The organism is Microcystis sp. M_OC_Ca_00000000_C217Col (assembly GCF_007095585.1).
In the GTDB taxonomy this organism is placed as follows: Bacteria; Cyanobacteriota; Cyanobacteriia; order Cyanobacteriales; family Microcystaceae; genus Microcystis; species Microcystis panniformis.
Genome location: NZ_SFBV01000325.1, coordinates 1 through 16,727 on the forward strand (window position 1 = coordinate 1; position 16,727 = coordinate 16,727).

Here is a 16,727-nt window from a genome sequence, read left to right on the forward strand (position 1 = left end):
CTTCTCTTGGGGGGTTTTTAGGTAGAAAAGGTGACGGTGAACCAGGTGTTAAAACTATTTGGTTGGGACTGCGAAGGTAACATGATATCAGCCAGACTTGGAAACTATCTCATCAAATTAGTCCCCCCATAGAACCTCCTTGAGCCATATTGCACACTTTTCTCTTTTTGTCAAATTTTATGTTAAGAAAGATGTGACTAATGGATAGCTTATTAAGGGGGGATTAAGGGGGGATCTATCTTCAATTTAATTATAACCAGCTACTTAACCGTATAAAACAATATCCCCGCGAGCAAAAATGAAAGATCAAGAAGTACAACCAACACATCTAAATCATTATTATCCTATGGGTGACTTATTATCCCTCAAAGGTTGGCTCGATTTAGCCATAAGTTTAGGAAGAAAAACTTTCCCTAAATTTCTCCGCCATTGGTTGTGGGAGAAAATTGGCAGACAATTGTATTATCATTCCTTAAAAAAAAACATCCACCAGCAAGAATATTATGGTAATCCTCTCAATATTGTTCAAGGGATTAATTGGATTAAATGGAGATTTCCTGAAATCACCACAAGCGATATTCAAGAGATAACTGAAAAACCAATTTTTATATTTTCTGCTGGTATGCGTTCTGGTTCAACTTGGATTCAGCGATTGATGATGAGTTCATCAGAAACTGTCATTTGGGGCGAACCCTACGCTCGTTCATTTATTATTCAGAATATGGCTAAACAAATCGAGCCATTTTCCCAAGATTTTCCCAAAAAAGACTTCATATATCGTCAAAAATTTGAAGATATTAGTAATCAATGGGTTGCTAATTTGTATCCAGATTTAAGTTTTTTTCAACAAGCTCATCGTCTTTTTTTTATTAATCTTTTTGCTATCCCTGCTAGGCAAAAAGGCGCAAAACGTTGGGGCATAAAAGAAGTCCGATTAACGGGAGACCATGCAGTTTACTTACAATGGCTGTTTCCTGAATCAAAATTTATTTTTTTAATAAGAAATCCCTATCATTCCTATCAATCTTATAAAATTTTTACCTATCTTGATCAACAACAGATGACTACTAAAAACTTTGGATATATTTGGAGAAACTTAAGCGAAAGCTATGTTTTGTATCATGAAAAACTGAATGCTAAACTCTTAAAATATGAAGATGTAGTTAAGGGAAATTTTGAGTTAAAAGAACTAGCATCTTATTTAGAAATCGACTTAAAAGATCCCAATCAATTAATAAAAATTGCTAATAAAGATGATTTACCTAAAATTGATCAATTTACAAAAATCACTCTAGATGAAATTAACATTCTTAAAAATATTGTTAATCCCCTAGCGGAACAACTGGGATATTATCCCGAAGATTAGTTCTAATTAGTAGCTAAACATGAAAAATCAAAATTTAGTTTCAGTCATAATTATTTTTTGGAACGAAGAAAAATTTATTACCGAAGCCATCGCTAGTGTTTTTGCTCAGAATTACGAACATTGGGAACTTTTATTAGTTGATGATGGCTCAACAGATAATAGTAGCGATATTGCCTTAAATTATGCTCGGAAAAATCCTCAAAAAGTCTATTATATTGAACATCCCCATCATGAAAATTGCGGTATGAGTGCGTCTCGTAATTTAGGAATTGAACAGGCTAAGGGTGAGTTTATTGCTTTTTTAGATGCGGATGATATTTGGCTACCTCATAAATTAACAGAGCAACTTGCTATTTTTGCATCTTATCCAGAAGTAGCAATGGTTTATGGGTGGGTGCAATTTTGGCATAGTTGGACGGGAAAAATAGAAGATATAAATCGAGATTATTTTGTATCTTTAGGAATAGAATCAAATACTATTATTTACCCTCCTAATTTATTACCTATTTTATGGAAACAAGGAAAACAAAAACCTGTTCCCAGTAATGTTATGCTACGCCGTGAAGTATTAATTCAAGTAGGAAAATCTGCAGCACAGTTTCGGGGTTGGGCTGAAGATACGGTGCTTTTTACAAAAATTGGTTTAAATTTCCCAATTTATGTTTCTCAAAGTTGCTGGATTAAACATCGAGAAAAGCCAAGTGATGCTCATTTTATCGCTATAAAATATCATCAAAGATATTGGGAAAATCGAGCTTATTTGGACTGGACAGAACAATATTTTATTGCTCAAGGGATAAGTAATAGTCAGATTTGGAAAGAATTTAAAAAGGTCAGATTTTTGTATGATAATTATTTTTTACATTATTTATTTGAAGGGTATTTCAGAGATTTAGTTATGAATATCTGTAGAAAAACTTTACCTAAAGTGATTAGAGATTGGCTATGGATACACATAGGCAAAAACGCTAAGTAATATACCTATTTTTGTTCTGTACAGAATGACAACTAATAATTTTGGCTAAGGTTTTAGCCCCTTCTTTCCAAGTAGGAATATTTTGATGATTTTGATTAACAAAAGATTGACTTAAACCTGTTAAAATTCCTTGTCTAATACCTAATTCTGTTGGCTGAATATAGATAACATCAGAGCCACCTGCTTCCCTTAATTCAGGAATATCAGTTGTCACCACTTTGGTCCCACAAGCTCTCGCTTCTAATACAGGTATGCCAAATCCTTCATGAATAGAAGGAAAAACAAATAAATCAGCACCACTATAAAGGGCGGGTAATTGCTCATCTGGAACGTAACCAAGAACCATTATATCATTTTTTCCCTCATTAGCAATCAAGGTTTCTATCCCTTCATATTTCCACCCCTTTTTTCCGACTAAAACCAGTTTATGATCAGGAATTAAACCTTCTTTTTTCAGATTAATAAAAGTTTTAACTAATAATTCGACATTTTTTCTAGGTTCCCAAGTAGCTACATTCAAAAGATAGGGACTAGAAATTTGATAATTTTCTAATTCACTCTTGACTATATCCCTTGATAAAGGTTTAAATATCTCACTAACTCCGGGTTGAATAATAATAGAATTACGACCAGTATAATTGAATAGTTGCCTATCGGTTTCTTGAGAGTTTGTAATTATGGTATTGGCTCGTTTTACATCATTTTTAAGAAATAGGTAAAAACCTTGAGTATGAAACCAATCCATACCTGTGGGATCTATGTCAAACCAAAAATCATGAACAGTCAGAATTGTTTTAGTTGATTGATCAAGATAGGGTAGAAAAAAATAGGTTCCCCAGAAGATATCTAACTGATCTTTTCTACAAATCCAACTACCAATAATTTTTAACCACAATATTGGTGAGACTGCTAATATTTTTCCCTGAGTCCTTAGTTTCCATCGAGGAGAGATAACCGGCATTTCTATTGGTAATGGACTATAAACAAAGAAATTGGCATTAGGTAAATATTTGTCTAGTTCACGACAAAGCTCAAAAGAATAACGAGCATGACCCCGTTTCTGACCTGATAAAAAACTACCATCTATACCTATTTTAATTTGATAATTCTGGTTCATTTTTTTAGTTATAGCAATTTATAGAGCTAAATATTTTGCCTTTAAAAATCCCCAAATATTGGCTAATTGTGAGATTAATAACAAGCCAAAAAGAAATATTTTTGATCGTTGCTCACATTTTTTTGAAAATGGATAAGTTAGTAGTTGAAAGTAAAAGCTTAATGGCTCAAATTTTAGGGCTGTTTGATGGCGGTGAGAACGAATTTGATGAAAATAAAATGCAGCACAACCATAGTTAAAATGTTGTTGCCAAAATCTCCGTAAACTGAGATCATGACCATGGTAAATTATCGCTTGGGGAAGATAATGTAAAGAATATCCAGCAAATAGCCAGCGATCGCAAAACTCCCGATCTTCTCCGAAACGAAAATAAATATCCAATTGTCCTACCCTGTTAAACAATTCCCTCGAAAGAGCAAAATTATTAGTTGTAAAAAAACGAGTTTGAACAAAGTTACTATTGTAATAATCATAAAGATAATCAAACAGTACTTGACTAGCAGTGGAATAGGGATTATCTGGCAGGGCGTTGATCGTTTTTCCCCCTAAGAGGGCATTCGGTGTCTCTAAGAAGCCTTTTTCGAGGGATTGGAGCCATTTTGAGTCGAGGGTACAGTCATCATCGGTAAAGGCTAAATATTCACCTTTGGCCCTGTTAGCGCCGGTATTTCTGGCTTTGGCCGGTCCAGCATTTTCTTGGCGAATGAGAGTTAAATTTAATTGGTTTTGGTAGGGTTTAATCAGGGGATCAAGGGGTTGATTACTGCCATCATCGACGATAATAATTTCAAAGTTATCTGGGGGATAATCTAGATTTAGGAGAGAGTCTAGACAAGTTTTGAGTCTTTCGGGACGGTTATAGGTGGGAATAATAATGGAAAAAGTGATTAGTTTTTCTGTCATCATAAACCTGAAATAATTATGTTATTTATGGCTAGTTTTAGTAGATTCTCGTAAGAGACTAAACATCGTAAAAAGTTGTGAAAATAATCGAGGGAAAGCGAGGCGGAGGGTGGCAGTATAGATGATTATTCCCAAAAGGGAACAAATTATCAAACGACCTTGAGGTTCTAGCCAAAGGGTGAGCAATTGTTGACTGATGAAAATCGTTAAACCCATTATAACTGTGCCAGTGATGGCAGGGATAAATTGAGATAGATAGGTTTTCCAAGAAAGGGAAATTAATTGACTTAATAACCATTGTCCGAGGGGAAAAACTAGATAATCACTGAGGACATAAGCTCTAGCTACGGCCACAATTCCCCACTGGACAGCGATGAGGCAAGCGATAATATTTAAAGTAGCGTTGAGAAGACCTAATTTAAACTGTAACACGGGTTTACCGAGGGCGACAAACGTAGATCTTTGAAAGACAGTGATAGCCCGAAGTATTCCCACAAGGGGGATAATTTGGAGAATAGGAATAGCGTCAGTCCATTTTTGACCGAACAAAACAACTACTAATTCTGGACTAAGAATCATGAAGGCAAAGAAGACGGGAAAAGCAATTAAGCTAGTAAATTGAGTGACTCGATAAAATGCCTCGATCAATTTTTGAGAGTTGTCTTGTAAACGAGAAAAAGTGGGTAAAGCAACTTGATTTAAAGTTCCTATCAGTAATTGACTCATTACTTCTAAAATTCGATGGGAAATTGCATAATAGCCCAGGGCAGCTTCTCCTAGAAAATAACCGATGAGTAGATTATCGCTTCGCTGATTAAAAAATTCAACTAACTTATATCCTAAAACATTGATACTAAAATGCAGTACTGACCTTAAAACTGCTAGAGAAAATTCTAATTTTGGTCGCCAATTACTGGCTGTCCAGAGAACAACAACTCCCGTCAGTTCGTAGGTTAATTGTTGACCGACTAAACTCCAAACTCCGTATCCTAAAAGTGCCATTCCTACGCCCACAATACCAGCAATGAGAATCCCTAGTAAAGAGCGGATTGTCATGATTTTAAACTTAAAATCTCGCCTTAATAAAGCTACTTGAGTTTGACTTAAAGCATTAATAACAAAAACTAAGGAAAGAACTTGGAGAATAGGAATTAAAAATGATTGCCGAAAAATTTTAGATATGAGAATAGCAGAAGTAAAAGTGATAGTTGTTAAAAAAAAAACAGTAAACACCTGTGTCCAAAAAACTGTATTTATATCTCTCGATTTTAAGTCCTGTTTTTGAATCAATAATTGAGCAAAGCCTTGATTTAAGAAAATCTGCATGAAGTTAATTAATACATTAGATAATGCCACTAATCCAAAAGCTTCTGGAGTTAGTAAACGAGCGAGAATTAGAAATATTATCAATGAACCTGCTTGACTGCCCCAGTTTTGCAGTCCTGACCAAAAAACACCTTGAATAGTTTTATTTTTAATGCTCATTTTTTAATATTTTTTAATTTCAGCTTTCATTATAGATCAAAATTTTGCTATAATTAGAAAACAACCATCTCATCTATTAAAATTAAAAGACAATGGTTAGTTATCTTGATATTGACGAAGATCTTCTTTTCCCGGATAGCGATGGTCAAGCGATGGCAGATAATACCGAACAATACGAGTGGATTGTCAAAATTAAGGAGAATTTAGAGATTATCTTTGCGGATGACCCTAAGGTATTTATTGCGGGGGATTTACTCTGGTATCCTGTGCGTTCTACTTTAGTTTCACCCGTTGCTCCTGATGTTATGGTAGCTTTTGGCCGTCCCAAAGGACGGAGGGGTTCCTATCGTCAATGGAATGAAGAAAATATCTCTCCTCAAGTGGTTTTTGAAATTCTATCACCTAAGAATACAAAAGCAGAAATGAGTCGAAAATTAGAGTTTTATGACACATATAGTGTAGAAGAATACTATTTATATAACCCGATGCGCTGTCGTTTACAAGGATGGCAAAGACAGGGAGAAAATTTAGGAGAAATTATCCCCATAAATGATTGGATAAGTCCCCGTCTAGGAGTGCGTTTTATCTGGGATAAATCGAGTTTAGAATTGTATCGTCCTGATGGAGAGAAATTTTTAACAACTGTTGAGTTAGAGTCTCAAATGCGTCAAGAAAAACAGCGTGCCGACAAAGAAAAGAAACGTGCTGATAAAGAAAATAAACGCGCCGATAAAGAAAAGAAACGTGCGGATCGACTAGCGGAACGTTTACAGGCGTTAGGATTAAGTTTAGAAGAAGAATGAGTGATTAAAAAGGTGATTTTAGACCCTGGGATTAAGGCGATTACATCGTCTTTTTAATAGCTTTTTCATACTTTATATGAAGAAAGAATTAGCCTTTCAGAGAAGGATAGCTTGGCCGCTAAAATTTATTTAGAAAAAGAAGTTTCAAACGCCATCCAAGAAGTCAAAAGGAAACAAGAAAATGAATAAACTCAAATATACAATAATCATTCAATGGTCAGAAGAGGACAACTGCTATCTAGTAGGATTTCCAGACTTTATTGGTCAAAAATGGCGAACTCATGGCGATTCCTATGAAGAGGCTATTACCAATGGTGTAGAAGTATTAGAATTATCAATCGAAAATTATCCCAAAGTGTATCAGGATGAAGTTGCTTAAAGCTTACTTAAGTAATAAATTTGTGCTTAGGTTACAAAGGTGAGATGCTCCCTCAGATTTCGTCATAAATTCCTCATGGTAAGAACGCTCAGTATTGACTTTCCAGAGGTTATGATTCGCTCCCATAATATTCTCGACAGCCAGGATAGCCGATAACATGGAATGGTCTTGATTATTATAGCGGTGCATCCCATTTCTGCCCACAGATTGCAGATTTTCCAAACTATCGACATAGTTTTGCAGCACCAGTAAATGTTGTTGGTATTCGTCATCATAAACGGGGTAGGCTTTCTTTTGTCGAATCACCGTTCCGTCTTCCACTTTATTGATGTCATCGACTAACCCGAGATTAACTATTTCTTGACTAGCCAAACGAATCAAACTCTGATTATCCATTTCCCATAATTTATCACCCTCGCTACAAAAATACTCCATGCCTAAGCAAGTTTTCTTCGGGTCGGGAACCATTTTCGGACTCCAGTTTTTAAAATTCTGAATGCGTCCCACTTGAAATTCGGGACTGTGAATATAAATCCAGTTATCCGGAAATAGGTGTTCTTGGTTAACCACAATGGGAACAATCAAAAAATCCCGATATTTTAATCCTCTTGCCGCTTGTAACACTTTTTCAGGTGGTAAGGGGTCTAAACGGTGCATCAGGGCAGTAATTGGCATCGTGTTGATAAAATGATCCCCAGTAATCTCGGATATTTCCTCGCCTTTTTTGATGATAATACTGGTAATTTTTTGACCCTTTCTTTTGACTTTAATGACTTCCGTATCTAGCCACACAGGACAACCTTGTACTTCTAATTTTTCTTGAAAACGCTCCCACATCATCCCCGGTCCAAGCAGCGGATAATCAAACTCTTTGATTAAAGTTTTAGTGTCATTGTCACCAAAAACGGCGTTAATGACGGCTTTTTTTAAGGATAATCCTTGAATACGTTGTGCCGCCCAATCGGCACGAATTTGGGTGCAGGGAATACCCCAAACTTTTTCGGTATAACTTTTAAAAAAAGTTTCATACAACCGTTGACCAAAGCGATTAGTGGCTCTTCTGGTTTCTGTGTGGAAACGAGGTCTATACTGATAGTTTATTCCGCCAAATAGCACTAAAAGTCTTGCCTGATAAGCATTTCACGATTCCATAAGCAAAAATTATCACACTTTTCTTCTAGGGGTAAAGGATAAAATTTAACTTTGAAGTAACTATAAACAATTAATAGACTTTGGATAAACCCTAAATTACTAACAGCATTCATGGGTTCCAAGGGATAACTAAAAAATTTACCCTGATAGTAAATCCGTGATAAACGGGGAACTTTGATAAAATCATCCCCTAACACTTCCCGCCACAAATGTTGCACTTCGGGAACTTTGGTAAAAAAGCGATGACCACCGATATCGAAGCGATAATCCTTGTAGGTTTCGGTGCGGGAAATGCCCCCAACTCGATCGCCTTTTTCTAGTACAATTGAATGTAGTTCGTGTTTGGCTAGACAATAGGCGGCCGTTAATCCGGCCGGACCGCCACCAATGACGACGGTATGGGGAGAATTGAGTTGATTTACTGTTTTCATAGTTTATATGAATCAGGAATTTGTCGTTTATTTTGTCAAAATGCCTGTCAACTCAAGCCAGACGTTGCAGCCAATAGCGTCCCGTACCAAGGACGAAAGCCAGACCACTGTAGAGATAATATAACCAGTGCCAAGGCAAAGTTAGCATAGCAAAAGATAATCCTCGCTTTTGTCGAAAAAACTGATAAACAGGTAAGTTTAAGAGAATTAAGCCCAATGCTAACACAGCCACGCCCAAAAGCAAATAATAATACCATAAACTGGCCAGCAGTAAAAATAAAAGTGTATAAACCAATACCACACTCCAACGACTAGACCATTGTAAATTAAGGTCATTAACAAAATTTTGCTGACGGTGAATTAATTCTGTCCAGGGTAGGGCGCGATAGAAAAAATCGGCTCTCAACAGGGAAGAAACCGTCCAATGTTTGAGATGTTTAACGTAGATATCTTTACACAAACGAATCCGGCAGCCGTGAGCTTTGAGACGATAACCCAGTTCGATATCTTCAATAGAGGGATAAAGATAACTTTCCTCAAAACCGCCTATTTTCTCGAAAATATCCCGTTTAATCGCTCCACAAGCTCCCCAAAAAGTGGAAGCCTCCTCGCAACCAATTTGATGATTGTAATGATGAAAAAGGTTTTTATACTGGGAAAGAAAATTGACCGCCCCAGGTTGGTCATCGTAGGAACCAATCAGCGCCGCTAGGGTAGAATCTTGATGGAATACTTGGGCGATTTTTGCTAAAGTATCGGGATGAATAGTCACATCTGCATCCATAAAAAAGAGAATATCACCCCTAGCCATGGCCGCCCCTTGATTTCTTGCCACTGCTGGCCCTTGATTGCTTTCTAACTGTAAGACTTCTGCTCCAAAACTGACCGCAGTTTCATAGGATTGGGGGTCATTTCCATCAACCACGACAATAACCTCCCTGGGGGCGAGTAAACTGGTGGATAAGCTGGCTAAACAGTTATTAAAGGCTTCTCCGCCTCTATAGACTGGAATAATGATAGAAATTAAGGAATTATTAAAAAACTCATTCATCGTTTTTTGGTCAAGTTCAATGTATATTGAGGCTCAGATTTGCTATCTTGTCAAGGAGTTGCTGATTTTTGCGAAGTATGTTCCTGAATAAAGCCATGATTTTTGCCAAAAAACAGCCAATTTTATCGATTCTTACGCTTATTTTTGCTTGGCTGGCTGTTGCCTACTTAGCTAAAGGATTTTATACCCTAGCTTTTGATAGTAGTCCCTCTGGTGCCAGAGATTTATTAGAACGTTGGCAAGAACAACAGTATATTTATCTGGGAATTTATCCCTATCGCATGAATCCCGCCGATATTAATGCAGAATTGGGGAGAATTCGCTCCGGTGGCTATCCACCCTGGGCTTTTTTGACGGGATTTTTCATGTTTCCCCCTATTTCTTCGACTTTAACCCGTTTCTATCACGTTTTTTTAAATCTGATTTCTCTGGGCATTTTAAGCCGTTTTGCCTATCAATTAGGTTTGCCTTTTGGCCGAATGGCTGCCTATTTTTTTGTGTTTACTTCTCTGGCCATTAGTAGTAACTGTACCACCCTTAATAATGGGCAATATGGTTTAATTGTCAATGCTTTGTTAATAATTGTTTACTGGTTATTACAAGCCAATAAAAATTATCTAGCGGGGGTATTTATGGGCATTGCTCTCGTTAAACCTAACATCTCAGCACCCTATCTTTTGAGTTTAGTAATTAAGAGAAAGTTTAAAACGGTAATTCTCGCTTTTGTCTATATTATCTCGGCTACTTTTGCTATCGCTCACACCACTAGATTAAACTTTGAGAAAGTAATCGGTAGCTTTTTAAATCAGATCAAATATGTGGCAGATGATGGTGTTTCAAGTATTAATATTATCATGAAATTCGGAATTAGTACAGAAATAACTCTTGTTTTATTAACCACAATTGGCCTAGTTCTAGGTATCGTGATTTTCCAAAAATTACAGCATACTTCTCTATTAACCCTGTTTGCCTGTGCTGCAGTTATTGGTCGGGTTTTCACCTATCATCGCCCCTACGACGATCTGATGTTAGTTTTTTTACTCTTGGCTTTACTAACCCTAGCTTTTAGTTACCCATCTCGCTTAAATATAATTATTGTGTCTTTAGTGGGATTAACTCTTTGGCTTCCCCTAAGTATTCAAAATTTAGCTAGTCCTTACTGGTCAATTTTTCAAAATACAATTTGGTTAATTGCCCTTGTTTATCTATTAGTTAATTCTTGGGAAAGGGAGAATAATGCCGATGATTGACTATTTCTGAGATAGGTTTGCCAGTTCGAGTCAGGGTTCATATTTGGGCGTTGCTGATTTTAAGTATAAATTATCCTCTAGGCAATTTTTAAAATCTAGAACTAAGCTATAGCAGTTATCTTAATATTGAGGTAGGAAGTTTTCGTTTTGGGAAGTCGATCATCTCCGAGTCAGGAGTCAGGAGTCAGGAGATAGGAGTCAGTTATCAGTTATCAGTTATCAGTTATCAGTTATCAGTTATCAGTTCACTGAGAAAACTCCCCACACCCCACACCCCAAACCCTAACACCCCACTCCCCTAAACTTCTAATAAATTTTCTAGGCGATCGAGAACTATATCGGTGATACACTTAATCCGGTATAAACAGGCTTTAGTATCTGTGGAGTTGAAAGTGCCATTTTCCCAATATTTGTTACTACCGGCACCACCCCCACAAACCCCAAAATAATCGCATTTTTGCCGACATAAATCGACTCCACCGCGCATATCAGCGTAAATTTGTTGAAATTTCTCGGTTTCACAGATAGATTCTAGGGAATCGGTCAAAACATTACCAAAGATAAAATCGCCGTAGGGTTGGGTTTTAATCGATAGTAATTCAGGATCAAAGGTGGAAAAATTACCTTGATTATCAAAATTGACAATCATAAAAGGTCGATTCATATCGGTATTTTCTAAGCGTTCATCGGCATAAATCAAACTACAGATCGATTCAAATTCCCGCAGCTTAAATTCTCCTTGTTTGGCCGTGACTAACTCCCAAAATCTGTCGATAAACTGGCGATAACGTTGTTCAATACCTAATTTATCTAAGGAAGATTGTGAATGAATACCCTCGGTTTCTTCCATATTAAAAGCCACATCGGTAAGGCCATGATCCCAAAAAAAGTTAAAAATTTCGTCGGGATAGTCGAGGGAATCTTCTGTTAAAACAGCGATGATACTGACATCAATTTCATGTTTTTGCAAGAAAGAAATCCCCCGCATTGTAGCAGCATGACTGCCAGTTCCCTTGCGGTTTTGCCGGTGGATGTCGTGAATAAAGGCCGGTCCATCAAGACTGACTCCCACATAAACATCATGCTTTTTAAATAATTGACACCAAGCATCGTTAATATAAGTGGCGTTAGTTTGTACTGAATGACGAAAACAGTAACCCTGCTGATTATATTTCTCGCTAACTTCCGCAATTTTGGCGAAAGCACTTTCATAAAAACTGATGGGAACTGCTAAGGGTTCGCCGGCGTGCCAGCAAATGGTAAAATCATCTTGGAGAAAACGACTACTAAAAACCCTCTGAAAAATCGGCTCGATTAAATCTAAGGATAAGGTATTTTTTAAGTGGCGATCGGGTAAATAACAGTAATCACAATTGAGATTACAAAAAGAAGTCGGCTGCACGACTACTAAAGTAATTGGACCACAATCCGACCAATCTATATTTATGGTTTTTTTCATGATTCTATTGTTTAAATTCTCCCTTAAGTGGGTGGGTGGAATTAAATATAAGATGAACGTAGGTTGGGTTGAAGCATGAAACCCAACGCCCGCATAGTTGACGCTACCGCTAACCCATCCTACAAATAATTGTGCCTCCCTACTGGGAAGTCTATCTTAATTCTACCTATACTATGGCTCTTCTGGTTTCTTTGTGGAAACGAGGTCTATACCGATAGAATATCCGCAAAATAGTCCTAAAAGTTTTGCCCAATAAGCACTTCAGGGTTCCATAAGCAAAAATTATCACACAAAGTCGAGAAGAGCCATACTATTTCCTATTCCCTCAATAATAAATAATATAATTGACCCGGAGTATTAATTAAACCGGCTCTCTCGCCAGCATTTTTTCCTGTTCCCATAAAAATATCTACCCTCCCAGTACCTTTAATCGCGCTGCCAGTATCTTGATCGAGAACATAGCGACTAACTAATTTTTTATTAAGATTTCCCTGGGGAATTTCTGTCTCAATTACAGCTAAAGCACCGGGGGGAAAAATACTTTTATCTGTAGCGATCGATCTTTCTGGTAAAACTGGAACTCCAATACTACCAGTGGCAGCTGCGCCGTGGGTTTCTCGAAAGAAAATAAACCGATTATTGCGGGGAATATAATTCTTTAATTGCTCAGGATTACTTCTGAGAAAATCCAAAACCATTGGCAAGGTTAAACCCTCGGCAGGAAAAATACCATCAGCAATCATTTCTTTTCCCAGACTGGTGTAGGGATGCTCGGTATTGCCATCAAAACCAATGCTCATAATTTGACCATTAGGTAAACGTAATTTCGCCGAACCTTGCACATGAACTAAATAAGCTTCTAAGCGATCTTTTAACCAGACTAATTCGTATCCCGCTAGACGGCTATTTTCCCCCAGTAAACCATCTTTTCCCTCTAATTCTACCCTAGCTGGATGGGGTTTAGACCAGCGAGAAAAGTTAGCAGGTCGGCGATAGAGAGGATATTTATACTCGGCGGTTTTTTGCCGACTTGCTTGATAAATTGGCTCAAAATAACCAGTAAACTTAACATTTCCCTGACTATCATTACCCAAAGAACGATACCAAATAAATTCTTTTTTAACTGCCTTTTGTAGAGCTGCGGGAGTGGGAGAATTCTGCACTAATTGACGAAAACGTACTAAGGAACGCTGCACTCGCTGACGAGTTATTTCTGAAATAGTATAGTTTTGATAGGCGCGGATTGCTGCCGAGCTATTCAGATAACGTAAACTATGATCGATCGCTTGTAGTAGGGTTTTTTTGTCCGTTAGCAGTCGTTCATCGTATCCCGTAGATGTTCCTAATTGTGAGATTTCAAGGCGTTCTAGGGGCAAATTTGCGGGGGTGAGGGCAATTAATCCCAAGCTGAGGGGGAGGAGTGCCAAAAGGTGTTTCATGGTGATAGGAGTGGGCAGCTATTGACGCGATTAACAATCAAGAAGGATCAATGAGAAAAGTTGTTTCTTATTTATATCATGAGGATAATTGTTGTCGATAAATTTTAATTTGTTCCAAGCGAGGGCCGACCTTAGAAATAATGGTAAATTCTAAATTTTGGTAATATAATTGTTCTCCCACCCTCGGTATTTTTTGCCAATGATGGAGGATAAAACCAGCTAGGGTTTGGTATTCATCGGCCAAGGGTAAGCTTAAATTTAATGCTTTGTTCACGTCCTCTAAATTCATTTGTGCTTGTACGAGAAAAGTTGATTCATCGAGGAGTTGGTATTCCAATGTTCCTGATTGATCACTAGGGGGAAAAGTTCCTAGAATCTCGCCGATTAAATCTTTGAGGGTTAATAAACCGGCTGTTCTGCCAAATTCATCCACAATGATAACCATCTTTAAGAATGATTCCTGCATCACTGTCAGTAATTCATTTAAAGGGGTAGTTTCGGGGAAAAAACGCACAGGTTTTAACCAAGGTTTAATCGGGGTTGTTAAATTTAACTGACCTTCGGCAAGGGGTAAAGCTAAATCTTTAAAATCGATCAGACCACGGATATCATCACCAGAATCTCCTGCCACAGGATAGCAAGAATAGCCACTGTTAACCACGTTGAGCAATAATTCCTGAAAAGTTGCGGTCGAGGGAATAGCTATTAAACGGTTATGGGGAACCATGATTTCCGCAGCAGTGATTTCGCCAAACTGGAAGACATTATTTAAAATTTTCCTTTCCGCTGCTTCTAATCCCGTTAATTCCCCTTCCATGCTGATAATTAATTGTAATTCCTCGCAAGTTACCCGATTAGAACGCTGTAGATCCACTTCGGGGATACGGGTTAAAACCAATAAAAAACGAGTTGATTGGTTCAGAATACCGATAAAAGGCTTAAAAATCTGGGAAATAACGCCAATAGGTGCTGCTAATAATCGCGCCATCGGTTCGGCATAAATTAAAGCTAGGGATTTGGGATAAAGTTCCCCAAAAACTATCTGGAGATAGGCAACAATTAAAAAAGCTAGACAAAGAGAGAAACCATGGGAGAGAAGATTTTGCCAGTTTAAAGAAAAGGGTAAAAAACTTAGTAATTTCCTCACAAAAACGGTCATGGTACTCTCCCCGATCCAACCTAAAGCTAAACTAGAAAGGGTGATGCCTAGTTGGGTAGTGGAAAGTAAGCGATCGAGACTTCTTTGTAGAGATTGTACCGTCTGCGCTGGCACATCTCCCGCGGCCACTAGCTGACTGATGCGGGTACGACGGACAGACACAAGCGAAAATTCCGCCGCTACGAAAAAAGCATTGAGGACGATTAGTAAAAAGACTAAAATTAAACGAGTCAATAAATCCTGATTATCCATAGCGAAAAGGCAAAATTCGCCTTTTTTAAAGCCTATCCTTTGGTTTCGTCCTTTGATTGCGGTTGGTTTTTCTGTTGTTGCATATAAACTCTCACTCTTTTAATTACTTCTTCTTCTTTCACGGGGATAAAAGTTTGATTGCGACCATAACTGGTGCGATCGTTGGTAAACTTTTTAGCGGGGTTGATATCCGGTTGACTGACTCCCTTCAGGGAGGCGATTCCCAATTGATAGGCTACCCAACCGCTACCGAAGCCGGCGGCTAACATGGCTACCATCAAAAGGAGACCTAACTGCAAGGAGGTGCTGATTGAAAAATTTTTCATCTTGGTGGGGCTGAATTTTCACGTTCAGAGTAATTACCGATCTATAATGAGTTAATAGTATAACCCAGGGTTGGCCGAGCGGTTGAGGCAACGAACTCATAATTCGTGCTAGGCAGGTTCAACTCCTGCACCCTGGATAGTTTTGATGGCTTCAGGCGATCAACTTTGACTGTACTAGAGCAAGTGCAGAGTGTAGGGTGCGTGTTTGCGGTTACTAATTTGGTCAAAAAACCAAAACTAACAAGCCGCCGTAACGCACCACTTGCTCAGAATTGCAAATCGTATCAATGATAACTTATCGAGAAATATTTAGCCCGTGATTAGCAATAATGTCGATTTTAAATTTCCCATAATCGCTAAATCAAATCTCTTTCATAATTCATCATTCATAATTTATCTCAGATATCGAGTTCCGCCAAATGCGATGTTATTGACAACCCTGTTGACTGAGATAACGCAACAAATCTCGACGCTTCATGAGGCGATCAAAGTCGGTACAATTTGGACATGGGTTGATGCGGAAAAGATTAGATAAATTGGTTCTTCTAAATCCGCTTCTGGGTCTGTTAACAACTCATTAGGCAAGGGTAAAGATTCCCCCCTAGATAAATTAACTTCTGCCATGTCCACCAGCGCACTAGCTAAGGAACGGCGGACTGCTGCTAGATCATTTCCCCAGGAAATCACGCCAGGAAAATCCAAGACTTCTCCATGGACTCCCTGTTCCAGAAATTTATACATTGCTTTGTAGGTAAGCATCCAATTTATGCTCCTTTCTTTCACCGAATTTTTTGATTAATAGATTAAGAACTGAACAAATTGGGAAAAAGCCCATGAAGTCGTAGAGAAAGTACCCAATACTAATTTTTATCCCTGTATCTACCCAAGAAGAGCATTTTACCATATTTGTTTGTCTGTAATCATATTGACCTCATGTTAGATTTAAGTGGGTGGGTGGAATTAAATATAAGATGAACGTAGGTTGGGTTGAAGCATGAAACCCAACGGCCGATTATGTTACGCTACCGCTAACCCATCCTACTGGACTGTTTCCTGTTTACGGGAGCATCTCACTTACGCGATGAGTAATTATACTTAGCCTAAAAGCCACTCTTAATCGTGTCTTGGAACGAAATAGAGGCTTTTAAAGACCGCGTACATGGAGAATTAAAACAAGAA

The 16,727-nt window shown here is 37.9% G+C and carries 16 protein-coding genes, 1 tRNA gene and 1 pseudogene; 7 read left to right on the forward strand and 11 right to left on the reverse strand.

Annotated elements, in window-relative coordinates:
• The 3 genes and pseudogenes from EWV66_RS20680 to EWV66_RS20690 form a co-directional block, all read left to right on the forward strand.
• A pseudogene (locus EWV66_RS20680) lies at positions 1–143 on the forward strand (IS4 family transposase); the annotation flags it as partial.
• Between the two features lie 155 nt (positions 144–298).
• Positions 299–1,366, forward strand: a complete 1,068-nt coding sequence (locus EWV66_RS20685; RefSeq protein WP_052277172.1) for a sulfotransferase — start codon at positions 299–301, stop codon at positions 1,364–1,366.
• 19 nt (positions 1,367–1,385) lie between these two features.
• Positions 1,386–2,342 (forward strand): glycosyltransferase family 2 protein, encoded by a 957-nt coding sequence (locus EWV66_RS20690; protein WP_287107767.1) that lies wholly within the window; start codon positions 1,386–1,388, stop codon positions 2,340–2,342.
• Here EWV66_RS20690 and EWV66_RS20695 read toward each other — a convergent pair.
• The 3 genes from EWV66_RS20695 to EWV66_RS20705 are packed head-to-tail and all read right to left on the reverse strand — an operon-like array spanning position 2,335 to position 5,847.
• A complete protein-coding gene (locus EWV66_RS20695; RefSeq protein ID WP_052277174.1) occupies positions 2,335–3,459 on the reverse strand; it encodes a glycosyltransferase family 4 protein in 1,125 nt (374 codons plus the stop codon). The genes EWV66_RS20690 and EWV66_RS20695 overlap by 8 nt on opposite strands.
• Positions 3,460–3,477: 18 nt before the next feature.
• Positions 3,478–4,365, reverse strand: coding sequence for a glycosyltransferase family 2 protein (locus EWV66_RS20700; protein WP_081417859.1), 888 nt, complete (start codon positions 4,363–4,365; stop codon positions 3,478–3,480).
• A gap of 18 nt (positions 4,366–4,383) precedes the next feature.
• Positions 4,384–5,847: a lipopolysaccharide biosynthesis protein gene (locus EWV66_RS20705; protein WP_287107766.1), complete on the reverse strand. Its 1,464-nt coding sequence runs from the start codon at positions 5,845–5,847 to the stop codon at positions 4,384–4,386.
• A gap of 92 nt (positions 5,848–5,939) precedes the next feature.
• Here EWV66_RS20705 and EWV66_RS20710 point away from each other — a divergent pair, with 92 nt between their 5' ends.
• Both EWV66_RS20710 and EWV66_RS20715 read left to right on the forward strand, forming a co-directional pair.
• The gene (locus EWV66_RS20710) at positions 5,940–6,650 is read left to right on the forward strand and encodes a Uma2 family endonuclease (protein ID WP_052277177.1); all 711 of its coding nucleotides are present in this window, start codon (positions 5,940–5,942) and stop codon (positions 6,648–6,650) included.
• 181 nt (positions 6,651–6,831) lie between these two features.
• Complete coding sequence (locus EWV66_RS20715) at positions 6,832–7,029, forward strand: type II toxin-antitoxin system HicB family antitoxin (protein WP_002740518.1); 198 nt, start codon at positions 6,832–6,834, stop codon at positions 7,027–7,029.
• A gap of 3 nt (positions 7,030–7,032) precedes the next feature.
• On the opposite strand, the gene EWV66_RS20720 is transcribed toward EWV66_RS20715, so the two are convergent.
• The 3 genes from EWV66_RS20720 to EWV66_RS20725 are packed head-to-tail and all read right to left on the reverse strand — an operon-like array spanning position 7,033 to position 9,663.
• Positions 7,033–8,145, reverse strand: coding sequence for an FAD-dependent oxidoreductase (locus EWV66_RS20720; protein WP_502706152.1), 1,113 nt, complete (start codon positions 8,143–8,145; stop codon positions 7,033–7,035).
• Positions 8,145–8,612: an FAD-dependent oxidoreductase gene (locus tag EWV66_RS24495; RefSeq protein ID WP_502706153.1), complete on the reverse strand. Its 468-nt coding sequence runs from the start codon at positions 8,610–8,612 to the stop codon at positions 8,145–8,147. Before EWV66_RS24495 ends, EWV66_RS20720 begins: the two co-directional genes overlap by 1 nt.
• Before the next feature lie 52 nt (positions 8,613–8,664).
• Positions 8,665–9,663 carry a glycosyltransferase family 2 protein gene (locus EWV66_RS20725; protein WP_002740515.1) on the reverse strand — a complete coding sequence of 333 codons (999 nt, stop codon included), beginning with the start codon at positions 9,661–9,663 and terminating at the stop codon, positions 8,665–8,667.
• A gap of 77 nt (positions 9,664–9,740) precedes the next feature.
• On the opposite strand from EWV66_RS20725, the gene EWV66_RS20730 reads away from it, so the two are divergent.
• Positions 9,741–10,913 carry a glycosyltransferase 87 family protein gene (locus EWV66_RS20730; protein WP_249264886.1) on the forward strand — a complete coding sequence of 391 codons (1,173 nt, stop codon included), beginning with the start codon at positions 9,741–9,743 and terminating at the stop codon, positions 10,911–10,913.
• A 298-nt stretch (positions 10,914–11,211) separates the two neighbouring features.
• On the opposite strand, the gene grrM is transcribed toward EWV66_RS20730, so the two are convergent.
• From grrM to EWV66_RS20750, 4 genes are all read right to left on the reverse strand, one after another.
• A complete protein-coding gene (gene grrM / locus EWV66_RS20735) occupies positions 11,212–12,372 on the reverse strand; it encodes a cyclophane-forming radical SAM/SPASM peptide maturase GrrM/OscB (RefSeq protein WP_052277180.1) in 1,161 nt (386 codons plus the stop codon).
• A 317-nt stretch (positions 12,373–12,689) separates the two neighbouring features.
• Positions 12,690–13,811, reverse strand: a complete 1,122-nt coding sequence (gene mltA / locus EWV66_RS20740) for a murein transglycosylase A (RefSeq protein ID WP_287107871.1) — start codon at positions 13,809–13,811, stop codon at positions 12,690–12,692.
• A 76-nt stretch (positions 13,812–13,887) separates the two neighbouring features.
• Positions 13,888–15,222, reverse strand: a complete 1,335-nt coding sequence (locus EWV66_RS20745; RefSeq protein ID WP_004159402.1) for a hemolysin family protein — start codon at positions 15,220–15,222, stop codon at positions 13,888–13,890.
• 32 nt (positions 15,223–15,254) lie between these two features.
• Positions 15,255–15,548, reverse strand: a complete 294-nt coding sequence (locus tag EWV66_RS20750) for a hypothetical protein (RefSeq protein ID WP_052277185.1) — start codon at positions 15,546–15,548, stop codon at positions 15,255–15,257.
• A 64-nt stretch (positions 15,549–15,612) separates the two neighbouring features.
• Here EWV66_RS20750 and EWV66_RS20755 point away from each other — a divergent pair.
• Positions 15,613–15,685: transfer RNA gene (locus tag EWV66_RS20755), tRNA-Ile, on the forward strand.
• A gap of 337 nt (positions 15,686–16,022) precedes the next feature.
• On the opposite strand, the gene EWV66_RS20760 is transcribed toward EWV66_RS20755, so the two are convergent.
• Entirely contained in the window at positions 16,023–16,307 is a 285-nt protein-coding gene (locus EWV66_RS20760) for a type II toxin-antitoxin system HicB family antitoxin (protein ID WP_052277186.1), read from the reverse strand.
• Positions 16,308–16,727 lie beyond the last annotated feature (420 nt).

Coding starts and splice junctions, on each gene's coding strand:
- EWV66_RS20685 (WP_052277172.1), top strand. CDS start 299: ATGAAAGATCAAGAAGTACAACCAACACATCTAAATCATTATTATCCT.
- EWV66_RS20690 (WP_287107767.1), top strand. CDS start 1,386: ATGAAAAATCAAAATTTAGTTTCAGTCATAATTATTTTTTGGAACGAA.
- EWV66_RS20695 (WP_052277174.1), bottom strand. CDS start 3,459: ATGAACCAGAATTATCAAATTAAAATAGGTATAGATGGTAGTTTTTTA.
- EWV66_RS20700 (WP_081417859.1), bottom strand. CDS start 4,365: ATGATGACAGAAAAACTAATCACTTTTTCCATTATTATTCCCACCTAT.
- EWV66_RS20705 (WP_287107766.1), bottom strand. CDS start 5,847: ATGAGCATTAAAAATAAAACTATTCAAGGTGTTTTTTGGTCAGGACTG.
- EWV66_RS20710 (WP_052277177.1), top strand. CDS start 5,940: ATGGTTAGTTATCTTGATATTGACGAAGATCTTCTTTTCCCGGATAGC.
- EWV66_RS20715 (WP_002740518.1), top strand. CDS start 6,832: ATGAATAAACTCAAATATACAATAATCATTCAATGGTCAGAAGAGGAC.
- EWV66_RS24495 (WP_502706153.1), bottom strand. CDS start 8,612: ATGAAAACAGTAAATCAACTCAATTCTCCCCATACCGTCGTCATTGGT.
- EWV66_RS20725 (WP_002740515.1), bottom strand. CDS start 9,663: ATGAATGAGTTTTTTAATAATTCCTTAATTTCTATCATTATTCCAGTC.
- EWV66_RS20730 (WP_249264886.1), top strand. CDS start 9,741: ATGTTCCTGAATAAAGCCATGATTTTTGCCAAAAAACAGCCAATTTTA.
- grrM (WP_052277180.1), bottom strand. CDS start 12,372: ATGAAAAAAACCATAAATATAGATTGGTCGGATTGTGGTCCAATTACT.
- mltA (WP_287107871.1), bottom strand. CDS start 13,811: ATGAAACACCTTTTGGCACTCCTCCCCCTCAGCTTGGGATTAATTGCC.
- EWV66_RS20745 (WP_004159402.1), bottom strand. CDS start 15,222: ATGGATAATCAGGATTTATTGACTCGTTTAATTTTAGTCTTTTTACTA.
- EWV66_RS20750 (WP_052277185.1), bottom strand. CDS start 15,548: ATGAAAAATTTTTCAATCAGCACCTCCTTGCAGTTAGGTCTCCTTTTG.
- EWV66_RS20760 (WP_052277186.1), bottom strand. CDS start 16,307: ATGCTTACCTACAAAGCAATGTATAAATTTCTGGAACAGGGAGTCCAT.